The 22,697-nt window shown below is 41.7% G+C and carries 20 protein-coding genes and 1 pseudogene; 15 read left to right on the top strand and 6 right to left on the bottom strand.

Annotated elements, in window-relative coordinates:
- From DP117_RS07435 to DP117_RS07410, 6 genes and pseudogenes are all read left to right on the top strand, one after another.
- Positions 1-245, top strand: a pseudogene (locus tag DP117_RS07435) (photosystem II q(b) protein); the annotation flags it as partial.
- An 879-nt stretch (positions 246-1,124) separates the two neighbouring features.
- On the top strand, positions 1,125-1,364 hold the full coding sequence (locus DP117_RS07430; RefSeq protein WP_169217673.1) for a hypothetical protein: 240 nt from the start codon (positions 1,125-1,127) through the stop codon (positions 1,362-1,364).
- A 600-nt stretch (positions 1,365-1,964) separates the two neighbouring features.
- On the top strand, positions 1,965-2,996 hold the full coding sequence (locus DP117_RS07425; protein WP_248277576.1) for an ATP-binding cassette domain-containing protein: 1,032 nt from the start codon (positions 1,965-1,967) through the stop codon (positions 2,994-2,996).
- Positions 2,997-3,050: 54 nt separating this feature from the next.
- Positions 3,051-3,839, top strand: coding sequence for an ABC-2 family transporter protein (locus DP117_RS07420; protein WP_169217683.1), 789 nt, complete (start codon positions 3,051-3,053; stop codon positions 3,837-3,839).
- A 142-nt stretch (positions 3,840-3,981) separates the two neighbouring features.
- Positions 3,982-4,755: a DUF1350 family protein gene (locus tag DP117_RS07415; RefSeq protein WP_169217672.1), complete on the top strand. Its 774-nt coding sequence runs from the start codon at positions 3,982-3,984 to the stop codon at positions 4,753-4,755.
- Positions 4,756-5,100: 345 nt separating this feature from the next.
- A complete protein-coding gene (locus DP117_RS07410; protein ID WP_169217682.1) occupies positions 5,101-6,237 on the top strand; it encodes a SpoIIE family protein phosphatase in 1,137 nt (378 codons plus the stop codon).
- Between the two features lie 5 nt (positions 6,238-6,242).
- On the opposite strand, the gene DP117_RS07405 is transcribed toward DP117_RS07410, so the two are convergent.
- Positions 6,243-6,569 (bottom strand): STAS domain-containing protein, encoded by a 327-nt coding sequence (locus DP117_RS07405; RefSeq protein WP_169217671.1) that lies wholly within the window; start codon positions 6,567-6,569, stop codon positions 6,243-6,245.
- Between the two features lie 307 nt (positions 6,570-6,876).
- A complete protein-coding gene (grpE, locus tag DP117_RS07400) occupies positions 6,877-7,560 on the bottom strand; it encodes a nucleotide exchange factor GrpE (RefSeq protein ID WP_169217670.1) in 684 nt (227 codons plus the stop codon).
- Positions 7,561-7,710: 150 nt separating this feature from the next.
- Here grpE and DP117_RS07395 point away from each other — a divergent pair, with 150 nt between their 5' ends.
- Entirely contained in the window at positions 7,711-8,943 is a 1,233-nt protein-coding gene (locus DP117_RS07395; protein ID WP_169217669.1) for an RNA-guided endonuclease TnpB family protein, read from the top strand.
- Between the two features lie 11 nt (positions 8,944-8,954).
- Here the strand turns inward: DP117_RS07395 and DP117_RS07390 are convergent, their stop codons facing one another.
- Both DP117_RS07390 and DP117_RS07385 read right to left on the bottom strand, forming a co-directional pair.
- On the bottom strand, positions 8,955-9,440 hold the full coding sequence (locus tag DP117_RS07390; protein WP_169217668.1) for a Dps family protein: 486 nt from the start codon (positions 9,438-9,440) through the stop codon (positions 8,955-8,957).
- 68 nt (positions 9,441-9,508) lie between these two features.
- Positions 9,509-9,772: a sulfiredoxin gene (locus DP117_RS07385; RefSeq protein ID WP_169217667.1), complete on the bottom strand. Its 264-nt coding sequence runs from the start codon at positions 9,770-9,772 to the stop codon at positions 9,509-9,511.
- Between the two features lie 404 nt (positions 9,773-10,176).
- Between DP117_RS07385 and DP117_RS07380 the strand changes: the two genes are divergently transcribed.
- Both DP117_RS07380 and DP117_RS07375 read left to right on the top strand, forming a co-directional pair.
- Positions 10,177-11,772, top strand: coding sequence for a SpoIID/LytB domain-containing protein (locus DP117_RS07380; protein WP_169217666.1), 1,596 nt, complete (start codon positions 10,177-10,179; stop codon positions 11,770-11,772).
- Positions 11,773-12,194: 422 nt separating this feature from the next.
- Positions 12,195-13,163, top strand: coding sequence for a DMT family transporter (locus DP117_RS07375; RefSeq protein ID WP_169217665.1), 969 nt, complete (start codon positions 12,195-12,197; stop codon positions 13,161-13,163).
- A 29-nt stretch (positions 13,164-13,192) separates the two neighbouring features.
- On the opposite strand, the gene DP117_RS07370 is transcribed toward DP117_RS07375, so the two are convergent.
- Positions 13,193-14,719, bottom strand: coding sequence for a UbiD family decarboxylase (locus tag DP117_RS07370; RefSeq protein WP_169217664.1), 1,527 nt, complete (start codon positions 14,717-14,719; stop codon positions 13,193-13,195).
- A gap of 483 nt (positions 14,720-15,202) precedes the next feature.
- On the opposite strand from DP117_RS07370, the gene DP117_RS07365 reads away from it, so the two are divergent.
- The 5 genes from DP117_RS07365 (at position 15,203) to pstB (ending at position 20,233) form a co-directional block, all read left to right on the top strand.
- Positions 15,203-15,832, top strand: a complete 630-nt coding sequence (locus DP117_RS07365; protein WP_169217663.1) for a MotA/TolQ/ExbB proton channel family protein — start codon at positions 15,203-15,205, stop codon at positions 15,830-15,832.
- Between the two features lie 387 nt (positions 15,833-16,219).
- Positions 16,220-17,254, top strand: a complete 1,035-nt coding sequence (gene pstS, locus DP117_RS07360; protein ID WP_169217662.1) for a phosphate ABC transporter substrate-binding protein PstS — start codon at positions 16,220-16,222, stop codon at positions 17,252-17,254.
- 159 nt (positions 17,255-17,413) lie between these two features.
- Positions 17,414-18,406 (top strand): phosphate ABC transporter permease subunit PstC, encoded by a 993-nt coding sequence (gene pstC / locus DP117_RS07355; protein WP_169217661.1) that lies wholly within the window; start codon positions 17,414-17,416, stop codon positions 18,404-18,406.
- Between the two features lie 122 nt (positions 18,407-18,528).
- On the top strand, positions 18,529-19,404 hold the full coding sequence (pstA, locus tag DP117_RS07350; RefSeq protein WP_169217660.1) for a phosphate ABC transporter permease PstA: 876 nt from the start codon (positions 18,529-18,531) through the stop codon (positions 19,402-19,404).
- A gap of 49 nt (positions 19,405-19,453) precedes the next feature.
- Complete coding sequence (gene pstB, locus DP117_RS07345; protein ID WP_169217659.1) at positions 19,454-20,233, top strand: phosphate ABC transporter ATP-binding protein PstB; 780 nt, start codon at positions 19,454-19,456, stop codon at positions 20,231-20,233.
- A gap of 418 nt (positions 20,234-20,651) precedes the next feature.
- Here the strand turns inward: pstB and DP117_RS07340 are convergent, their stop codons facing one another.
- A complete protein-coding gene (locus DP117_RS07340) occupies positions 20,652-20,798 on the bottom strand; it encodes a hypothetical protein (protein WP_339381050.1) in 147 nt (48 codons plus the stop codon).
- A gap of 346 nt (positions 20,799-21,144) precedes the next feature.
- Between DP117_RS07340 and DP117_RS07335 the strand changes: the two genes are divergently transcribed.
- Positions 21,145-22,218 carry an RNA-guided endonuclease TnpB family protein gene (locus DP117_RS07335; protein WP_169217657.1) on the top strand — a complete coding sequence of 358 codons (1,074 nt, stop codon included), beginning with the start codon at positions 21,145-21,147 and terminating at the stop codon, positions 22,216-22,218.
- Positions 22,219-22,697: the final 479 nt, after the last annotated feature.

Raw genomic sequence — 22,697 nt, 5'->3', positions numbered from 1 at the left:
TAATTGGAATCTGGTTTACCGCACTGGGCATCAGCACAATGGCGTTCAACCTCAACGGTTTCAACTTTAACCAATCTTTGATTGATTCTCAAGGTCGTGTGATTGGTTCTTGGGCTGATGTACTCAACCGCGCTAACCTGGGTATGGAAGTGATGCACGAACGTAATGCTCATAACTTCCCTCTGGACTTAGCTAGTGGTGATGTAGCTCCAGTTGCAATCAGCGCTCCCGCGATTAACGGTTAATCTTGAAGATTAGCTGAATAAAAAACGCCCTCTCTATCGAGGGCGTTTTTGTTTTTAACTTAAGCGCCGTAAGTCCCCCACCATAACGGTACTCCGTTTGGTGGCGGGATATAAGGCGGACGGCAACGAAAACATCTCCGACCAATATCAACCGCTAGGTTGATTAGGGAGCGGGATGGTTGAGAAGTCGTCAAGAAATATCCGGAACGTAGCTCTCTGGCGTGGTAGTCTATAAATGGTTGCGACCCATCCACTCGACTCATAACAAACGGCGACAGTAGCGGTAGTACGCGCGGCCTCGACTAAGAGCGAGAGAAAGGGAGAAAGAGTAGACCACTGGTTCGCCTGAATACGTTCGGCGGTAAAAGATAAGCCAAGCCTACTGTACGGAAAACAATTTCACTGTCCCAGGAAGTGGGACGGCTGCGCGGGTTCTAGTATTTGCGTGATTCGTAGTTGCGAGACTGAAAGCGGTCACAGAGAACAAATAGCTAGATAAAGGTAAACACCACCAGAGATGCTGTGTAAGACTCAGATCGCTTTTGGTAGCGAACATTCAGCGATGAATGTACCCAACGGAGCAACGGCAAATGAGACACGTTTGCGTAGCGCTCCCTTCGGAGCTAGCCCCCACCATAACGGTACTCCGTTTGGTGGTGGGTACTTCACTACAAGGTCACGTCAACATAGTTGTCTTTTTGGAAGGGCAGCAATTGCTTGAACTACTCCCGAACCGCCAGAAGAATACCTAATTTAACGTAGACAAGGCAGCGGCTTCCCGCAGGGTACCGCCAAGACGAGCCAGCGCGGCGCAGGAGGGGAGCCAGTGCGTTGGGGAGCCACTGCCGTGCGCGGGTTAAGCGCGTTGAGGCATGTGGCGTGAGCCAGTACTTGATGAGGGTTTCCCGACAGAGGTATCTGGCGTCCGGCAACGCCCGACTTGTAGCACAAGCGCGTTCTCCCGACAGAGGCGTCTGGCGTCGCCAAGCGCGTAGCGTGCGCCGTCTTCGCATAGGACGCCAAGAAAATCAAAAAGAAGATAGGAAATCTTACACCACCGAAGGGAGTAATATTTCTATATTTGAGGTACCTTCAAGAATTGAATTCATTATTTATTGAGATATCAAATCAAATGAAAGGTTATTGATTGAAGAATGAAAAGCAGAGATGATAAAGTTGTATGGGGTCAAATATCTATTTCTTAATTCCGTCTCTGAATCTTCTAAATTTATTAACTTACCATCAATTATACAAGTACCATCATCATACTCAGCCCTTGTAATCAAATGCATACCCTTATAGATTGGAAACTCTTCACGGCAGTATCCAAAAATTTAGGGAATGATTTCGCGAATCTACGAACAAAAAAATCAACACTATCTTCTTATATTCCACCTATCTTTTTCTTGCTGTTTTTTCTTGTCCTGATTAAATTTACTTTGAAATACAGGTGTATTTTTTTCTGATAACTACGGTATTAGTACTCGAAAAGCAAATAAGGCACTTACAAGTCATAAAATATCCAGCCGTTCCCAGCCCGGAGGGTTGGGACAGGCTCAATGCAAGGATTTAGCAGAATCGATAAATCGTTAGGTGGAAAAACGTCAATCAGTACCATCCCGAAGAGATAGGAGTACCCAAAATTCCCGCTTATCTTTCCCATCTGGCAACTGACAAAAATGTTAAAGTTAAAAGCGCATCGTCTCCATATGACGGCTTATGTCTACAGAATCTCTTGTATATCGTGATTCTAGTGCAAGTAACTATAGTACAATCTCAGTCCAAAACCTGGGCAAATTGTATCCTGTTGCTGTTAAGGAACCAGGCATTGTTGGGACAATTACCCACCTTTTCCGCCGTACTTACCGAGAAATCAAGGCAGTTCAAGATGTTTCCTTTGAAATTGCACCTGGTGAGGTGGTAGGATTTTTGGGACCAAATGGCGCTGGTAAAACCACGACACTGAAAATGCTCACAGGGCTGATTCATCCTTCTAAAGGTCAAGTCAGAGTCGCTGGACACGTTCCATTTCGTCGTCAGGAAGGGTTTTTGCAAAAAATCACCTTAGTTATGGGGCAAAAACAGCAACTGCTTTGGGACTTGCCTGCTCTAGATTCTCTCAAAATTAATGCTGCTGTGTACAACATTTCTGATAAAGAGTTCCGCCAACGAGTAGGGGAGTTAAGCGAAATGTTGTCTCTTGAAGGGAAACTGACACAACCTGTGCGGAAGCTGTCTTTAGGTGAGCGGATGAAGGCGGAACTGTTAGCAGCACTTTTGCACCGTCCACAAGTCCTGTTTTTAGATGAACCGACACTGGGGTTAGATGTCAATGCTCAAGTAGGAGTGCGTGATTTCTTGCGCGAGTATAATCAGCAATATCAAGCAACAGTATTATTGACAAGCCACTACATGGCAGATATCACAGCTTTGTGTCGCCGAGTACTGCTCATTCACCAAGGACAATTAATTTATGACGGTAGTTTAGATGGTTTGCTGGAACGTTTTGCCCCTTACCGGGAAGTTCATTTGGAGTTAACTAATGCTCTGCCCAAAGAAAAACTGATGTTATATGGTGATTTACGACAAATAGAAGGTCGTTCCGTGTGTTTCCTGGTACCGCAAGAGGCACTGACCCGCACTGTAGCAAGAATGTTAGAAGATTTGGATGTTATAGATTTGACGGTAACAGAACCGCCAGTTGAAGAAGTGATTGGGCGAGTTTTCCAAGCAGGCGTGGTTAGTAGTTAGTTGTTATCTTTAATAACCAATTACTAAAAATTTAACTGTTAACTAATCCTTATGATTAAGCGAATTTTCAGAAAAGCCCTGATATTCTTGTCAGTGTATTACGCTTATATGGTTGAATATCGGGCAGAACTCATTTTATGGGTACTGGCAAACTCTCTGCCGATTATTTTAATGGGAGTGTGGATAGAAGCAGCCCAAGGAGGGCAGTTCAATCTGTCACCTGTGGATTTTGCTCGTTACTTTGTGGCAGTTTTCATCGTCAGGCAAATGACAGTTACTTGGGTTGTTTGGGATTTTGAAAAGGAAGTAGTAGAAGGAAAACTTTCACCTCGGTTGTTACAACCTATTGACCCAGCATGGCATCATATTGCTTCCCATGTTTCTGAAAGAATAGTTCGTTTACCTTTTACGTTGTTACTATTAGTTGTCTTTTTTATCCTTTATCCCCAAGCTTTTTGGTTGCCAAATGTAGCAGATATTTTACTATTTATATTGGCGGCTATACTAGCATTTGCTTTACGCTTTATTATGCAATATTCATTTGCAATGCTTGCCTTTTGGACTGAACGAGCTAGTGCTGTAGAAAATTTTTGGTTTTTGTTTTATTTATTTTTGTCAGGAATGATTGCACCTGTTGAGGTTTTTCCGGAACCTGTGCGAGCAATAGTACTTTGCACACCATTTCCTTATATGGTTGATTTTCCTGCAAATCTTTTGGTTGGTTTACCTGTAGATTTGAGAAGAGGATTTTTGTCCATGTTGGGTTGGATTTTGCTGTTTTTGGGTTTGAATCGTTTGCTGTGGCGATGGGGATTGAAGCGATATTCAGGAATGGGAGCATAAACAATTCAAAATTCACGCATTCGTTCATTCAAAATAACGAGGTATTCAGGTAACGCGTCATCCCACAAAAGCAGTCAATAAGCCTTACCATAAAGAAGTATTAACTTTTAAACTTTTTTCTTTAACCTTTTACCTTGTTTACATGGACTGGCAAGAAATATCTGGTAACTGGGTACTGATGCCGCGAAATCCTGTTGGTATCATTCACTTCCTTGGCGGTGCGTTTGTTGCGACTGTACCCCATCTCACCTACCGTTGGTTACTGGAAGAACTAGCAAGCAAGGGCTATGTTATCATTGCGACACCGTTTGTGAACATTTTGGATCATAGTGCGATCGCCAAATCTGTCCTGTTAAACTTTGAACGCGCCCTAGAACGCTTACACGATTCTTCGGCAATGCGCAAGCGCTACCTCCCAATTTATGGGCTTGGGCACAGCATGGGTTGTAAACTCCACTTGCTTATCGGGAGTCTATTCCGTATTGAACGCGCTGGTAATATCCTCATATCCTTCAATAACTATGCTGCACGGGATGCCATTCCCTTAATTGAACAGTTCGACTTAGCTGCTGTTGAGTTTACCCCCTCACCATTGGAAACCAACAAACTCGTGCAAGAACGCTATAACATTCGCCGTAACCTGCTGATCAAATTTAGTAATGATACTCTTGATCAATCAATGGTTTTAACTGAACTATTAAAACAACGCTTTCCAGAGATGGTGACAGCACAAACACTCACCGGCACTCACACTACACCTTTAGGGCAAGATATTAAATGGCAAATGGGAGAATCTTTCACGCCCTTCGACGCTTTGGGACAGTGGTTCAAGCAAGAAGTCTACCGAGATCTTAATCAGCTCAAACGCATCATCCTGTTGTGGTTAAACCCCCTTGCCTATCCGATAATCAACTAGGGAGTCATGACTAATGAGTAACGATTAATTACCAAAGAAGAATTCAGGAGACACAATATGCTTGTAGGGCAGGCTGTGCGTACCCCCACGGGGGCGCTTGCGCTTATAGAATTCAAAAGGGAAAGAAACTAAGGAGCATTAACTCTTCTTCTTCCTGACTCCTGACCGGAGGCGGAGCGTAGGCGTGGCTCCGCTCCTGACAGTCGCTAGCCCCTACGGGGCGCTACGCAAACGCTCCAAGTAAAAAGTAAAAAGAAAGATAAATTCAGTATTTCTTCTTACCTTAGTCTTTTGACTTTTGACTTGGCTTGACTCCTGACTCCTGATTAATGACTAATGATTAGTATATTTCAAATTTTAGTAATAGATGATGACCCGGCAGTACAAATACTTCTGACAAGGATGCTGGAAAGACAGGGTTATAAAGTCTTGGTAGCCACCAATGGTCAGGAGGGAATTGCAAAGGCAATTGCTTGTTGTCCAGCACTCATTATTTGTGATTGGATTATGCCAGGGTTAAATGGATTAGAAGTTTGTCAACGCATCAAGACCGATCCTCAATTATCGACCACATTTTTTATTTTATTAACATCTTTAGATTCGGTTGCTGATCGCGTTAAAGGGTTAGACGCGGGTGCTGATGATTTTATCACTAAACCTATTGAACAAAATGAATTGCAAGCGAGGGTTAGAGCAGGATTGCGTCTACACCAACTCAGTAGAGATTTACAAACTCAAAAGCAAATTTTAGAAGCAGAATTGGCAGAAGCAGCAGAATATGTGCGTTCTCTTTTGCCTAACCCAATGACGCATCCTTTAAATATCAATTTCCAATTCATTCCCTCGCGTCAACTAGGAGGTGATTGTTTTGATTACTACTGGCTTGACTCTGATTATCTAGCAATTTACCTGTTAGATACTGCAGGACATGGACTTAGAGCAACTCTACCCTCAATTTCCGTGTTGAATCTACTGCGATCGCATGCTCTTGCAGGTCTGAACTACTATCAACCCAGTGATGTCTTGCAAGCGTTAAATAATACTTTCCAAATGACTTATCGAAACGATAAATATTTTACTATTTGGTATGGAGTTTATAACCGAGTCAAGCGTCAGTTAATTTACGCCAGCGCTGGTCATCCGCCAGCAGTCTTACTATCTGGAAAATCTCCAATTAAGCCTAAAGTTAAAACATTGAAAACTCCTGGTATGCCAGTGGGAATGTTTCCAGAGGTAAAATATGTAGATGACTTTTGTCATATTGAAGAATCTAGTTCTCTTTATATTTTCAGTGATGGAGCTTACGAAATTACAAAATTAGATGGTACAATTTGGACTTTAGACGCTTTCATTCAGATGCTTGTTAACTCACAGTTTCAATGTGATGGGAAGCTTGACCAAATTTTGAATGACATCATTTCTTTAAACTCTAAAGAAGCTTTTGAGGATGATTTATCAATCATCCAGGTTAAATTTGATTAATTCATTTAAGACAGAACAAGTTTGTTAAACTCTTCTCGACTGGAATATATTTTAAATACCTTATCCATACTCGTTAGTTCAAATAGTATCCTGACTTGCTCATTAATCGAGCAGATAACCAAATTTATATCTACAGACTGTAGAGCTTTATATGCTAACACCAAAGCACCCAAGCCAGAACTATCCATAAAAGTGACTTCTTTAAAATCCATTAGCACTATTTTGATGTTATTTTCTTTTTGTAAAATTTCATCAATTTTTTCTTTAAACTCTTGCGATTGAGCAGCACCTAAATTTCCACTAAGTTGAACAACTTTTACTTGCTCTACCATTACTTTGTACATATTTTTGTATAATTTTTTACAAAAAAATAGCCTATACTAATAGTAATTCATTTCAAAAATACTTGCCACATCACTATGTAAAATTTCTGAATCAGAAAGTTAAAATTTACAGCAAATTATTGACAAGTTCTGAATCGTTTATACTTAACACTTTTTATACAACGCTAATCGCCTTAACATTTCATATGATGTCCAGTACAAAGTATCTCGTGAGTACATCGAATTTGAGAGTTAGTTTTTCTAAAAAGTAGGAACACGCTCATTAATTGAGCGGTGATCAAAGGCACCACCCCTCCTACTTCTGTACATCTGCTGGTGGAATAGGACTTACCTTGGCTCGATATAGCAGTTTATCACCTTGACGGTAACCAGTGTAACGTACTTTGACAAGTTCACCTATTTGCGAATTTCCTTCTATAAGTTGGTGCAGCTGCGGATCATAAGGTAGTTCTGCTCCTACAGGTGCGATCACTTCTACCCCCCACTCCTGCAAAAGTTTTTCTAAGGGTTTGTGCACTAACGGTAAAATGTTTACTGCTGGTAATTGCGGATTTTCCCGTGCTTTGTGTGCTGCTGTGGGAAATTGCAACAATAAAGACTCTAGCAGTTGTAAACTCGTCTGCTGGAACTCTTGCTGCAAAACTTGTCGTTGTTGTTGTATTTGCTGTTGCGATCGCTCGTATTCTTTTTTCAATTGTGCTACATATTGTAACAATTGTTGAGATTCTTGAGTTGGTTTCTCTTTATCTTTTACCAACTCTTGTTGAGAGAAGGCTGCAACTAGCTCATTCAAAGTCAGTTGTAGTGCTGGCGCTAACTTGAGCAAAATCTCCACACGCATCTGCTCAACTCCGAACCGCCGCAACCGCAAAAGCTGACGCTCTGAGACACCAGCGCTGCGACTCAGAGCTTTAAAACTAGAAATACCCACTCGTTGCATCAACTCATGCAACTGGGAAGTGAAATCGATGTTGGACATCGTTAAGCAATTCAAAATTCACGCATTCAACAACATCATGGCAGTCTTTTCCTTCTTTATCAAAATTTTGGGTCTTAGACCCAAAATTTTGAGGATGGCTTTATGTCAACGTGCTAACATAAGAATAGGTGTTGGTCAGGTCGAGCCAAAATGATAATTTGCGAGTTCAAAGTCAAAGGGAAAGACAGGCAGTATAGAGCGATAGACGATGCTATTCGTACTAGTCAGTTTGTTCAAAACAAGTGTTTGCGTTTCTGGATGGAGAACATTGGTGCTAGCTTGAATAGATATGACCTGAATAAGTATTGCGCTGTACTAGCTGCTGAATTTCCTTTTGCGGATGAACTTAACTCAATGGCAAGACAGTCTGCGGCAGAACGGGCTTGGAGTGCGATAGCGCGGTTTTACGATAATTGCAAAAAGAAGGTCAAAGGGAAAAAGGGATATCCAAAGTTTAAGAAACACTGTCGTTCAGTAGAGTACAAAACGTCGGGATGGAAACTTTCTTCTAGCCGTAAGGCAATAACTTTTTCAGACAAAAAGGGTATAGGAACCTTGAAATTAAAAGGAACCTATGACCTGAACTATTACGATGTCAAACAGGTGAAGCGTGTCCGGTTGGTACGTCGTGCCGATGGATACTATGCTCAATTTGCAATTGATGTTGACATCAGAATTGAAAGTCAGCCAACAAAGGAGATGGTCGGCATTGACTTGGGGTTGAAATATTTTATTGCTGATGACAAAGGTAATGTAGAGCCATCACCCCAGTTTTACCGCAAGTCTGAAAAACAGTTAAACCGTGCTCATCGTAAGAAATCCAAAAAGTACGACCCAAAAAAGAAAAAAGCCCACGAACCACAGTCAGTCAACTACCACAAAGCGCGAGAAAGATATGCCCGTAAACATTTAAGAGTAAGTAGGCAACGAAAAGAGTATTGCAAGCGTGTTGCATACTCCGTCATCCAATCTAACGATTTGGTAGCCTATGAAGACTTGAATGTGAAAGGCTTGGCACGTAATCGACATCTGGCTAAATCAATCAGTGATGCTGGCTGGTCTACATTTCGGGCATGGTTAGAGTATTTTGGTCACAAGTATGGGAAGGTCACAATAGCTGTACCTCCCCACAACACAAGTCAAAACTGCTCTAACTGTGGCAAGAAAGTGAAGAAGTCCCTATCCACGAGGACTCATGCCTGTCCACACTGTGGATTCGTGGAGGACAGAGACGTGAACGCAGCTATCAACATCCTGCAAAAAGGACTCAGTACCGTGGGGCACACGGGAACTTACGCTTGGGGAGATTTACCCTCCTGGGCAGTTGGCGCAAGCCTGCTGTCTAGTGGTGAGTCGTTGAGCCAAGAATCCTCGCCCTTATAGGGCGAGGAGTGTCAATCTTCCAGTAAACTTCTGAGCATCCAAGCATTTTTTTCATGTACCTGCATCCGCTGAGTCAATAAATCAGCAGTGGGTTCGTCATTGACTTCATCGACTACGGGGAAAATAGAGCGCGCAGTTCTGACAACAGCTTCTTGTCCTTCTACAAGCAAGCGGATCATTTCTGTGGCTTTGGGAACACCTGAAGTTTCTGAAATAGAACTGAGTTGAGCAAATTCGGTGTAAGTACCGGGTGCAGGATAGCCCAATGCTCTAATTCGTTCGGCAATCAAATCAACTGCTGCTGCTAACTCTGTATATTGCGTCTCAAATAACAAGTGTAAAGTTTGGAACATCGGTCCTGTAACGTTCCAATGGAAGTTATGAGTTTTTAGGTACAGTGTGTAAGTATCAGCCAACAAACCAGACAATCCTTCGGCAATTTTAGCCCTGCTTGCTTCGTCAATGCCGATGTTTACTGGGAAAACTCGAGATTGCATGATTTTCTCCTGTTTAGTTATTGGTTAATCATTAGTCGTGAGTGATGACAAATAACACTTAACCAAGTTTAAGCTAAGTGCATCTTCAAAACGCTTTTGGGAGCTTTGCGGACTCTGGCTAAAATGGTTTCTTTGCCCAAACGTTGACAAGCTTCATAGCGATGACATCCAGAAAATCCGTAATACTGCCCATCGACTTCTAATACATCGATTGGTTCTTGTTGCCCAATTGTAGCAATCGATTCCATGAGAGCTTTGACTTTATCTGGATCGTTTTGGCGTGGTAAAGGTCGCCTTATCTGATTTAAAGGAATTTCTTGAACTCTAACCATAAATAAATTTTGTTGATGAGCCGTGCTTAAAGTGCTGAATGTCAATGAGCAACAACACAGACTCAGAGACAGTCTCTATATTCTGTGTTTGGTTACCTAAATAAATCATACTCGTTATGACTTTTCTTTGCAACTTGACCTTTTGGAAAAACGAAATATTTGTTTAACCAGATAACTTGTGCCAAAAACTACTAAACTACATAGGAAGTCAACTCCTTTAAGGAACCCCAAAGGAGAAATAAGGGTCTTAATGTCAGGATGTTCCGCCTGAAATTTTTTCCTTTGGATTTTTCCGTTTGGGGGCTTACAACTAAATATATTCAGCATTATCCTTCTGAATTCACACTTCTCATTGGCGATCATCCACCCCTAGACACCTCTCAAGACGGCAGAACAAAGATTCCATGAAAATCATCTGGCGTATTTCTTACACCGTACTGACCACATTTTGTTTATTGGGTTTGACAGGGGCGTCAGGTCCTACCAACAATACCAAGGATGTGGAAATCAGGATTGGCATAGTGCAGCGATTTGGAGATAATCCCACAGAAAAGCTGCAATTAGAACCTACCAAAGGCGATCGCCTAACACTGAAATTTAAAAATGGTAATAGCCAGCAAACCTTAGTGAGTACAAACCCACTCAAGCTAGAAGTCTTGATGCAAGCTTTACCAGTAGCAGCCGTCGAAGAAAAAGTTGTGCTGGGAACCTTCCGTACGTATGAAACTGCCGAAGACAGTGCCAAAAGCTGGCGTAATAAGGGAATACAGGTGGAAATTGCTCAACCAGAACGCTGGCAAGTTTGGGCAAAACGCGAAGTTTATAACACTCCCTTACTCAGACGTTTGCTGTTACAGAGTGTACTCGCTGCTGGTCATAAAACTGCTTTTGTAGATACTCAAGTTTTACAAAAGGTTCCGCGAGTCACATGGAAAGTAAATGACAAACGCTTCACCTCAAATCATTTAGAAATTAGTAGCGATAAAAATTTGATTCGGGTGAATGAAACTCAAAAAGCAGAAAAAGCACGTCTTTACGCTGGCAGGATGGAGTTGCAGCCAAATGCTTACGGTAGCTACACCCTAGTTAATGATGTCTTTTTAGAAACATACTTGCGTGGAGTTGTGCCGTATGAAATTGGTGCTTCAGCTCCAACGGCAGCAATGGAAGCACAAGCAGTTCTTGCCCGGACTTATGCCCTACGGAATTTACATAGATTTGCTATTGATGGGTATCAATTGTGTGCTGATACTCATTGCCAAGTGTATTATGGATTGAATGGAGTCACAGCGAACACGGATCGGGCGATCGCAACAACACGAGGTATGGTTCTCACGTACAAAAATGATCTCGTGGATGCCCTCTATTCTTCAACAACTGGTGGTGTGACTGCTTCTTTCAGCGATGTTTGGAATGGTGATGACCGTCCTTATTTGCAACCTATAGTAGATGCTCCGAGCAATAATATATGGAATTTGTCTGGGCAAAATTTAGCAGATGAAAACCAATTTCAACGGTTTATCAGTCTCAAACAAGGATTCAATGAAAGCCAAAGAGACTTATTTCGTTGGCGTAGGGAAACCAACTTGAAAGACATTACCAAAGATTTACAAAAATTTCTGAAGGTGAAAAACAGTCCCTACGCAAAGTTTAAAACTATCCAAGGGATGAAAGTTGTAGAGCGAAGCAAAAGCGGACGCATTCTTAAACTTGATGTCAAAACAGAAATTGGCACCTTTTCTTTGCATAAAGATGAAGTTCGCAGCGCCTTTTTTGCTCCCATTAGCACACTGTTTTACTTACAACCGTTAAAGAAAGGTCAATCAGAACTATGGGGATACGCTTTTGTTGGTGGTGGTTTAGGACATGGAGTTGGTTTGAGTCAAATGGGTGCTCAAAATTTAGCTCAATTAGGCTGGTCGAGTCCGAAGATTCTTCAGTTTTACTATCCTGGAACTAAAATTCAAATTCTCGGTAACGGGATTGAGGAAATGAATTGATAAAAACCTCCGACTCAGTGCTTTTAGCTGTGTCAATACTCACTGGATGGTTGATATGTCAACCATCCAGAGACTAAAGCTATGCATTAGTTTTTCTTTCTTTAGATTTCTGAAAAAGCGATAGACTAAATGATAGAACGTTAGGATACATCAACTTGGAAACACAAAGAAGTGCTTTGTCTTTGGACAGTAACCATTTGGTACTCGCAGGCGCTCAAGATCTGTTTGAGGTTGTTGGACAAAGAAACTTAAAATGATTCAATTTCAACTCAATCTCCATATCAAAGGCTTGATCAAACATTCGTTGAATCTTGACTGAGAAAAGGACCAACCGTTAAGAACGGGAGTTCCAAAGATATCGAGTCACAGATGAAATATGAAGAAAAGACTCTGTTTTTTCTAATTTTTTTTTAAGTAATTATATGACAAAACTTATCACAGAAACTAACAGATACATTTTGGGTGTTCTGTTAATTATTACTGTGACTCTAATTTTGGGAACTATCCCTGTAGCAGTCAAGCAGGCAATGACTAACCTTTCACCAGCGACGCTATTGGCAATTCGCTTTACGATCGCGGCAATGATTCTTACGCCGTTCGTTCGTAAGCTGAATATCAACCTAGTACGTGATGGGGCAATTATTGGACTGTTAGTTTTCGTTGTTTTTGCGACAGCAACGATTGGATTGGAGACTATTTCAGCAAACCGAGCTTCATTTTTCTTCTCTCTCAACATGGTATTTGTAACTCTGTTTGAGCTAGTGTTTCGCAAGCGTTTATCTGTTAGGGCTGTACTAGCAGCAACACTTGCTTTCACCGGAATTGGGGTTATGTCTTGGGAGAGTGGAGAGCCTGTGTCTGGCGAATTTTGGTTGTTGGGTTTTGCTGTGTGCTCGGCTGCTTACATCATTGTGCTTGAAGTGTTTTCGTCACGCCACTCACCTGTGCCATTCACTATTATTCAGGTTTGGGTTGTAGCAGCTTTAAGCTTATTGTGGGCTGCTCCCGAACTGAGTGAGCAACTTGAGGCAATTCAAACAAATTTAGGTGTATTGATCTACCTTGGCGTATTTGCCACTGCCATAATCATGTTGCTCCAAGTAGTAGCACAGCGCTGGATAAGTGCCCAGGAAGCTGCGCTATTGTTCGCCTTAGAACCTGTGTTCGGTGCAACTTTTGCATTTTTGCTACTCGGCGAGACGTTTACAACTCGCGGTTTCATTGGCGCAGCAATGGTGCTAGTCGGAATCATTGTGATTCTGAGTAATCCCAAGATTGACGAAAGTGATTCAGAACTTCCACAAGTACAGGAAAGCACAAACTTAGATTGTGCAGCAAAAAGTGGCAAAGTTTTGGTAGAAGTGGCGATTGCTAATGTCGATGACAACTAAAGCAAACACCAGATATAGGGATTCACTTTTTACTTTTTACTTGTTAAGGTTTTAACATCGTAGCCAAACAAGTTCGGATCGACTTCCCCTAACTGCAAATCCCCCAAACCATACTCTGCCCAACGCCTCTCAACCATCGCCGCGACTTCTGGATCTGACTCTAAAGGCGCACCCCATTCATGTTCAGTTTCTGGGGGAATCTTTGTGGTTGCATCAATTCCCATTCTTCCCCCCAAACCAATCTTCTCACTGGCAAAATCCAAACTGTCAAATGGTGTGTTTGGCAAAATAAACACGTCTCGTGTCGGATCAACTTTGGAACTTATCGCCCATACCACCTGACGCGGATCTCTAATATTAATGTCTTTATCTACGACAATCACAAACTTAGTGTAGGTGAACTGTGGTAAAGCACTCCAAAAAGCAAGAGCTGCCCGTCGCGCTTGTCCTGGATATGATTTATCTATAGATATAATCGCCGCTTTGTAACTCAAAGCTTCCATTGGCAAGAAGAAATCGACAATTTCTGAAACTTGTTGCCGCAAAATGGGGGTGTAAATGCGATTCAGTGCGATCGCCATCATTGCTTCTTCTTTCGGTGGACGCCCGCTAAATGTGGTTAAATAAATCGGGTCTTTGCGGTGCGTCATACACCCGAAGCGAATCAGGGGCGAATCTTCCACGCCGCCATAATAACCCATGTGGTCACCAAACGGACCATCTGGCAGAACTTCCCCTGGTGTGATTGTCCCTTCTAAAACAAATTCTGAATCTGCTGGAACTTCCAAATCTACCGTTTTACACTTTGCCAACTGGACGCCTGAACCACCGTAAAGCCCAGCAAACAACCATTCTGATAAGTCTACAGGTATCGGCGTAGCTGCTGCCATGATAATTAGGGGATCTACACCGAGGGCGATCGCCACTTCTAATTTCTTCCCACGTTCTGCTGCTTTGCGTAAATGCCTTGCCCCACCCCGCACCGACAACCAATGAACAGTCATCGTATTCTTGGATTGTAGTTGTAAGCGATACACACCTACATTCGGCGTACCTGTTTCACAGTCTTTGGTAATGACGAGTCCCAGTGTGATAATCTTGCCGGCATCACCAGGATAAGGGCGTATCAAAGGTAACTTGTTCAAATCCAACTCATCACTTTGAAGAATTACCTGCTGACAAGCGGGGAAAAAATCTCTTCCTGGTTTCGCCTTGAGGACATCGAATAGTACCTTACCAAACTCCACTGCCTGAGAAATCTTCTTGGGTGGTTTTGGTTGTTGTAGCATTGCCAACTTTTTTCCTAATTCCTCTAACTCCTGTGGATGCTGCATATTCATTGCCCAGCATATCCGTTCCACTGTTCCCAGCAAATTGACTGCGACAGGGAAGGAAGCACCTTTGACATTTTCAAATAATAGTCCCGGACCACCTTTTTGCAGCATCCGGTTAGAAATTTCAGCAATTTCTAAATCTGAGTCCACAGGGGCTGAAATTCGACGTAGTTGTCCTCTTTCTTCCAGAAGTTTGATAAATCCTCGTAAATCTCTTGCCATTGTTCCAAAAAATTAATATTTAAGAAGTATGAAGCGCTCTTCTATATTACAGAGTTGGAAGCAGAAAGCCCAATGCCAACGGCACGCTGCGCTCACACTTAAGCTGTGGGAGCGTGTGGTTTATTTACTTGAAAAGCGCTGTAAAAGCAGAGTATTCGTGAACACCCGTCGATGAGTTACAAATACTCATCGACGAAAAGAAATATCTCGCTTTGCTAAACGATAGACAATTCAATGAATTAAACAATTATGCTATTGTATAGTACGCAGTATTATACTGAGATATTTATAAATTTATTTTGATACAACCTGCTTAGACTGGTCCTAACTTGTCAACCGACTAGAGGTGATACGCTGCCAAAAGTCTGCTCTGAGTCCTGAACGCCACTTTTCATTTTTTGACTATTAACAAAAATAGTGAATTCGGATATTCTAACCAAAATATGCATTAATTTTTACCAAGAAGCGCTTACTTGATTAAATATGACCAAAGTATACGACACCTTCTTAGCAGGCGGTCTTGTTATGTGGCCTTTGTTGGGCTTATTTATAGTAACTTCAGTATGCATCTTGGAACGCAGTTGGTTCTGGTGGAGGCTAGTCATTCAAGAAAAACAGGTTGTACGTGAGGTTTTGACAGCAGCAAAAGTAGACTTGGAAAAAGCCGAAAAAATTGCAGAAGGTGCCCGGATTTTATCTATTGGTCGTTTTTTGGTGGAACCTCTCAAACTGAAAAAGCCTTCTCCTGAGAACTTTCATTTGGCAATCAAAGCCGCTTGTGATAAAGAATTTGTGGAAATGCGTAAGGGCGAGATGTTCCTGAAAAGTGTGGCGGCGATCGCCCCTTTACTAGGTATCTTAGGTACGGCTAATGGTCTGATTACGACTTTCATTAGCGTCAAAACGACCTCTTTAGGTATTACTGATTCCTCTACAGTTATGGTTGGTATTACTCAGGCACTAATTAGTTCTACAACTGCAATAGCTGTGGCGGTTTTTGCTTTTATCTTTTTCCAAATTTTTCGATATTTGCGAGTGCGGCAAATTGACTTTTTTTCTCAAGTTGGCAACGACTTAGAACTCATTTACTTGCAATGCTGGCAGAAACGTTGAAGAAGAAGCCCAAACTCACAATCGACTGCGTTCCGCTCCGCTAAAATAATTCAGAATTCAATCAGTTTATAAAATGGCTATATAAAAGTTTGTATTTTATATTAAAAAACACAGATGGACATAGATAAACCTTGTCCTTGAGCGAAGAGACAGATAGATTATCTGTTGTTAAATTTTTATGGCAATTCACTATTTTCAAAGGTGAAATAATTCATTCTCCACTCACTTTGTATTCCTTGAAGGAACATTTCAGTCTCATTTAAACATAGATTTAGAAAAATTTAACTTCTAGTTATTTTTTTCTTAACCGTTGATTAACTATTAGCATAGTAGGGTATTTGCGGAATTGTTAATCAACAAAAATTTGCTTATTAATGGCGAGGCAATATGACATTTTCAACTAATGTTTTGAATCGTGTAGTTAGTGCTTCAGCTATCACGGCTATTGTTACTTTTGGACCAATTTTTACAGCAATTGCCCAAGCGGAAACTATCAATGGTGCGGGAGCAACATTTCCAGCTCCGCTCTATGAACGTTATGCTCGTGAAGTGAAAAAGAAGTATCCAGATTTAGGAGTTAACTATCAAGCTGTTGGTAGTGGGGCTGGTGTGAATCAAGTGATTGCTGGTACTGTTGACTTTGGTGCTAGCGATTCTGCGATGACTGATGCGGAGATGGGTAAAGTAAAGAATGGTGTCATTCTGGTACCGACTGCAGGTGGTGCTGTTGCAGTTGTTCACAATCTTCCAGTGGAGAATCTTAAATTGTCCCGCAAGACACTACCAGGGATTTTTTCTGGTCAAATTACCAAGTGGGACGATCCTCAAATCAAAGCAGATAATCCTGGTGTCAATCTACCAAGTCAGCCAATTAAAGCAGTTGTTCGCGCCGATAGTAGTGGTACATCTTTCATTTTTACCAACCATTTGAGTGCTATAAGTCCTTATTTTAAGGGACGAATTGGCGCTAACAAAGCACCAAATTGGACTATACCAAATGTCACCAAGGCAAAAGGTAATCCAGGAGTCGCAAGTTCAGTGACTCGCACTCCAGGTTCCATTGGTTATGTTGAGTATGAATATGCTTTGAAAAACAAGCTCAAAATGGCACAAGTGCAGAACAAGCAAGGACAGTTTGTAGCTCCTTCTTTACAGACTGCAAATGAAGCTTTATCAACTGTAAGTTTTCCAGCCAACTACCGAGTTTTTGTTGACGATCCAGCACAGGGTTATCCTATCGTTGGTCTAACTTGGCTCTTAGTTTATAAGAGTTATCCTAATGCTGCAAAAGGAACTGCAGTGAAGAATTTTGTGAATTGGGTGCTAACAGATGGTCAACAAATTAATGATGATCTAAACTACACTCGTATTCCAGCTCCTGTCGCTCAAAAGGTCATACAAACTGTCAATAGCATCAAATAATCTTTAATAAAAATGCAGAGTTCAGGAGCGGAGCTTAGCCTACGCTCCTGAACCTTGGGATCTGAATTTTTAGTCGCTCATTTTACACTTTTTGTTCTACCAGGGTAGACAAATTGCTCACTCTGGGTTCATGAAAATCATTTAGTTTCCTAATTAGTAATGGCAAATTCCTTTGAACCAGCTAATAGCAATCAACCGAGTTTGATTGATGAAAGTATAGACATAACAGCTAGCAGTGGTAAAAATTATTGGATAGACCAAGGATTTACACGGCTAGTTTATGTATTTGCTGCTCTGACGGTGATAGTCCTATTTTGGATGAGTTTGATAATTTTCCAAAAAGCTCTACCAGCTATTCAAAAGTTTGGACTAGGGTTTTTGTGGAATCAACAATGGGATACAGGGAATCTGGTTTTTGGTGCCTTACCCTACATTTACGGTACTTTGATTAGTAGTGCGATCGCCATGTTGTTTGCCATCCCAGTAGGGATAGCAGTCGCCTTAGTCACAAGTGAAAATTTTATTCCTCCTTCAGCACGAACAACCATCGCTTTTATCGTTGAATTAATCGCCGCGATTCCCAGCGTCATTATTGGTTTGTGGGGGGTTTTTATCTTTATTCCGGCTCTTGTCCCCCTCCAAACTTGGCTATCTAGCGCTTTCGGATGGATACCACTGTTTAATACACCAGGTCCTGCTGGGTTCAATATGTTGACTGCTGGCATAATTCTTGCGATTATGATTTTGCCTACGATGGCAGCAATCAGTCGTGAAGTCTTGTTAGTTGTTCCTAAAGAGTTGCGAAGCGGCTCAATGGCTCTAGGTTCAACCCGGTGGGAAACCATTTTTCGGGTGATATTACCTACTGGATTTTCCGGAATTGTAGGTGCAGCAATGCTTGCTCTAGGGCGAGCTTTGGGAGAAACGATGGCTGTCACAATGGTGATTGGTAACTCGGCTCAGGTGAGTGCCTCACTACTCGATCCAGCTTACTCAATTCCTTCTGTGCTAGCCAATGAATTTGCCGAAGCTCAAGATCCATTGCACATTGGTGCTTTAACATATTTGGGCTTGATTCTGTTTGCTGTGACGCTAGTTGTAAATATTTGTGCTTTGGTCATCGTACAGTTTGTCGGTGGCAAGAAACGCTAACTCTAAAGGTGTTACATACACATACTGTTAGCGAAAACCAGGTTATACAAATGTCCGACAAAATCTATTTCCAAAGACGCCAAAGTTGCCAAGTCATTTGAAAATGTAAATGCGTAAGGGATATGACTAGTCAAGAGTCTGAGATCAATAAGTCAATAGCAGCAGAAATACACAGTCCTCTACCACCAGTGAGGCTGATATTTAACTATGGAATGACAGTGACAGCGTTCTTCCTCTCAGCTTTAGCGCTGATTCCTTTGCTGTCATTACTGTGGGAAATCATTGGGCGAGGTATTACAAGCATCAAACCATCGATGTTTGTAACATCAGTCATATACGATGGATTTGGGAACGCGATTCTTGGTACTCTAGAGATGGTCGCAATTGCTGCGCTCTTCAGTGTTCCCACTGGGGTCATGACAGGCATATTTTTGTCGGAAATTGGTAAAGGAAATCGAATTGGTCGTGCTGTTCGCTTTGTCGCCTCTATCCTCACTGGAGTTCCTTCAATAGTCGTAGGTATTTTTGCTTACGCTGTTATTGTAGTGGTAACTAAGCAATTTAGTGCGATCGCAGGTGGTTTTGCGTTGTCGATTCTCATGCTCCCCGTGATCGTATTGACGACAGAAGAAGCTTTAAAACTTATTCCCACTTCTGTACGTCTTGGTTCAGCCGCCTTGGGAGGAACTCGCTTCCAGACAATTTTTCGCGTCGTTGTCACTGCAGCAATTCCTGCAATTACCACAGGGGTTTTGTTAGCCATAGCTCGTGCTGCTGGTGAAACAGCACCTTTGATTTTTACTGCATTATTCAGTTTGGATTGGTCCAATACCTTATTGGGTCCAACAGCTTCCCTATCTGTATTAATTTTTAACTTATACAACGATCCCTCACCAGAAAAAACAGCATTAGTTTGGACAACTTCTCTGGTCTTAGTCGGGCTCATAATGTTGATCAGTATTCTTTCTCGTGTCTTCACAGGAAAGAGAAACGTCTAGTCACAACGTTACTGAAGTTGTGAATTTTTGTTGTAGTACCTAACACAGTATGAGTAAGTTAAACCCAGCCATCAAAGTCAAGAATCTCAGCTTCTACTATGGCACCTCCAAAGCAATCGAAGGCGTGTCTATGGATGTTTACGAGAACCAAGTCACCGCAATTATTGGTCCTAGTGGTTGTGGTAAATCTACATTTATTAAATGCCTGAATCGCATTAGTGAACTAGAAGGAACAGTCAGAGTAGATGGCAGCGTAGAATTTTATGGTCAGAATATTTACAATCCTCGTGTGAATCTCAATCGGCTACGCCGCCAAATAGGTATGGTGTTTCAAAAGCCGAACCTTTTTCCCATGAGTATTTACGATAATACCGTTTACGGTATCAGAATCGCTGGATGGCGTCCCAGATCAGAATTAGACGAAATTGTCGAATCTGCTCTACGAGGTGCTGCTATTTGGGATGAGGTAAAAGATAAACTCAACAAATCAGCTCTAGGACTTTCTGGTGGTCAACAACAGCGGTTGTGTATAGCCCGTGCTTTAGCAGTCAGACCAAAAGTTCTCCTCATGGATGAGCCTTGTTCAGCTCTTGACCCGATTGCAACAATGAAAATTGAGGAACTCATCCATAGTTTACGCGACGAACTGACAATTGCAATTGTGACTCATAATATGCAGCAAGCAGCTCGCGTTTCTGATTTTACCGCTTTCTTCAGCACTGATGAAAGTCGGATTGGTCAAATGGTTGAATTCGGAGCAACAACTCAAATCTTTAGCAACGCTCTTGATGCTCGTACTCGCGACTACACTTCTGGGCGTTTCGGATAAGAATTTAACTAAGAGTTCAAGCACATCAAAATTGACTAATTTGTGTCAAATCAACTAGAAAAAAAAGGTGCTCTAACCTGATTTCGGTTATGACAGTCTTTTTCAGCAAGTTATCCTTCAAGAAAATTTAACACGCTTATCAGTTAAATCTTATTTGTGTTCTCGTTTGATAAGCTCGCTCCTCACTTTCAAATACGTGTAATATTAATAATTCGGCAACTTTCAGTTATATTTCAAGAAGCTATGTTTCAAGATCAAAACGTGAAACTTATACTGTCTGCTTAAATTTTTTTGACTGAGTAGAGTGATTTTTACAGCATTGAAAGCAGAAAGCCCACCGGCTTTTAGCCGTGGGACGGACAGATACCTCTGTCGGGAAACCCTCATCAAGTACTGTCCTCATGAATGCGTGGCAACTTTAGTTACCGTCTGCTCTAATCAATCTCTCTAAATATTCACTGACACTTATTCCCTTTTCTCTGGCTTTAATAACGGCATTAGACCATGCGGTGTCTGTTAACATGACACCGCGCTGCTTTTTGGTTTCTTCATATAATACTGGCACATTCTTTATTCTCTTCTTGCCTTTTCCTGTTGACATAAAAAGAACATATAAGTAAACTAATTATACTTTAAGTAATGCAAGGAGGTGAGTCAAGCGTGTTGGTTTTAGAGTACAAAGCTAAAGGAAATAAAGCACAATATCAGGCGATTGAGTCAGCAATCGAAACTACTCAATTTATTAGGAATAAGTGTCTCAGATATTGGATAGACTCTTCTAGAGAAAACAATATTAACAATGCAGCCATCAGCCGATACTCAACGGTACTACGCGCTGACTTTCCCTTTGTTGCTGCCTTAAATTCTATGGACGGGGGTCTTACACGTAAGAAAATGAGCCAGCCTTTGTTTTGTTGATCTGTCGGCGTAGTCGGTTACTCGTAGTAATAAGGCTGGCTCATTTTCTAGGGGACAATGCGTCGGCAGTACAAGCTGCTGCTGAGAGAGCATGGTTTGCAATTTCTCGGTTTTACGACAACTGTAAAAAGAACAAACCAGGGAAAAAGGGTTATCCTCGTTTTCAACATGACAACCGCTCTGTTGAATATAAGACAAGTGGATGGTCGCTACATCCAACAAAACGTAGAGTTACTTTCACTGATAAAAAAGGGATTGGGGAACTCAAGTTAATGGGTAAATGGGATATTCACACATATCCTGTTAAATCCATCAAACGAGTCCGTATTGTCCGTCGTGCAGATGGTTTCTATATTCAATTTTGCGTTGACGTCGAGTGTAGGGAAGATATTGCATCTACAGGTCAAGAAATTGGTTTGGATTTTGGCTTAGAGTATTTCTACACCGACTCAAACGGACATCATGAAAAGGCAGCTTTTGGGGGGAAGCTTCCCCCCAAAACGTGCCGCCCTAATCCGCGCTTCTTGCGTAAAGCCGAGAAACAAATCAAACACGCTCAACGGAGAATCTACAAGAAGCAGAAAGGAAAGAACGGCAGAAACAAGGCTCGAAACCGATATGCACGCAAGCACCTAAAGATAAGTAGACAACGTACTGAACACAGCTTATTGAAAGCGCGTCACGTCATGCAATCTAACGATTTATGCGTCTACGAAAACTTGCAGGTTAAGAATATGGTGCGTAATCACCATCTGGCAAAAAGCATCAATGACGCTGGATGGAGACAGTTTCGGAGTTATCTAGAGTACTTTGCCCAGAAGTATGGAAAAATGGCGCTAGCTGTAGAACCTCACTACACTTCACAGCAGTGTCCACAATGCGGCATCATGGTCAAAAAATCATTATCTACTAGAACGCACACCTGTAAATGTGGTTGTGTTTTGCAACGTGACTATGCAGCCGCAATCAACATACTTCGTAAAGGCAAAGAAAAAATTGCTACCTCTGGGCAAGGGGGAAGCAAGGTTTCTTCTAAGAAGAAATCAAGAAACGCGCTTGGGAGTTGAAACCTCTATTCAATCTGGAGCAATCCTGGTTGAACAAGTTTCGACGTTGAGCCTAGAATCCCACGGCTTTTTACGGAAATGAGCACGCAGTGCGATATTTCCGTAGCCGTGGGAGTGTCAAATAGTCTAATTCTTAACTGAGGAATTTCACAGTTCCCCGCTACTATGTTATGCTGCGACTTCAGAAATTTCAAGGCAAGCTGAGTTAAGTGAAAATGCTATCAAATATTAAGTATCAACGACTCTGAAGAAACACTCTTGAGGGAAGGAGTAACCGAGGTATTTCTTTCATTCATCAGGGGTGATACGTCTTTTGTCAGGCGGTTTTAAGAAATCTTTTGATCTTGAATCAAAATTAAAAACGATATTACAATTCCGAAAATTTTTCACTCACTGGAGACTAAGACTAGCTTTAGCTGGGTTCATTGTACTTGGGTAAAAATAATACTCTTAATCCAAGCATTTCTTATTCTTAACCT

Source organism: Brasilonema sp. UFV-L1 (genome assembly GCF_012912105.1).
Lineage (GTDB): Bacteria > Cyanobacteriota > Cyanobacteriia > Cyanobacteriales > Nostocaceae > Brasilonema.
Note: the sequence above shows the minus strand (reverse complement) of the source record. Positions and strands in the feature narration are given on the sequence as shown.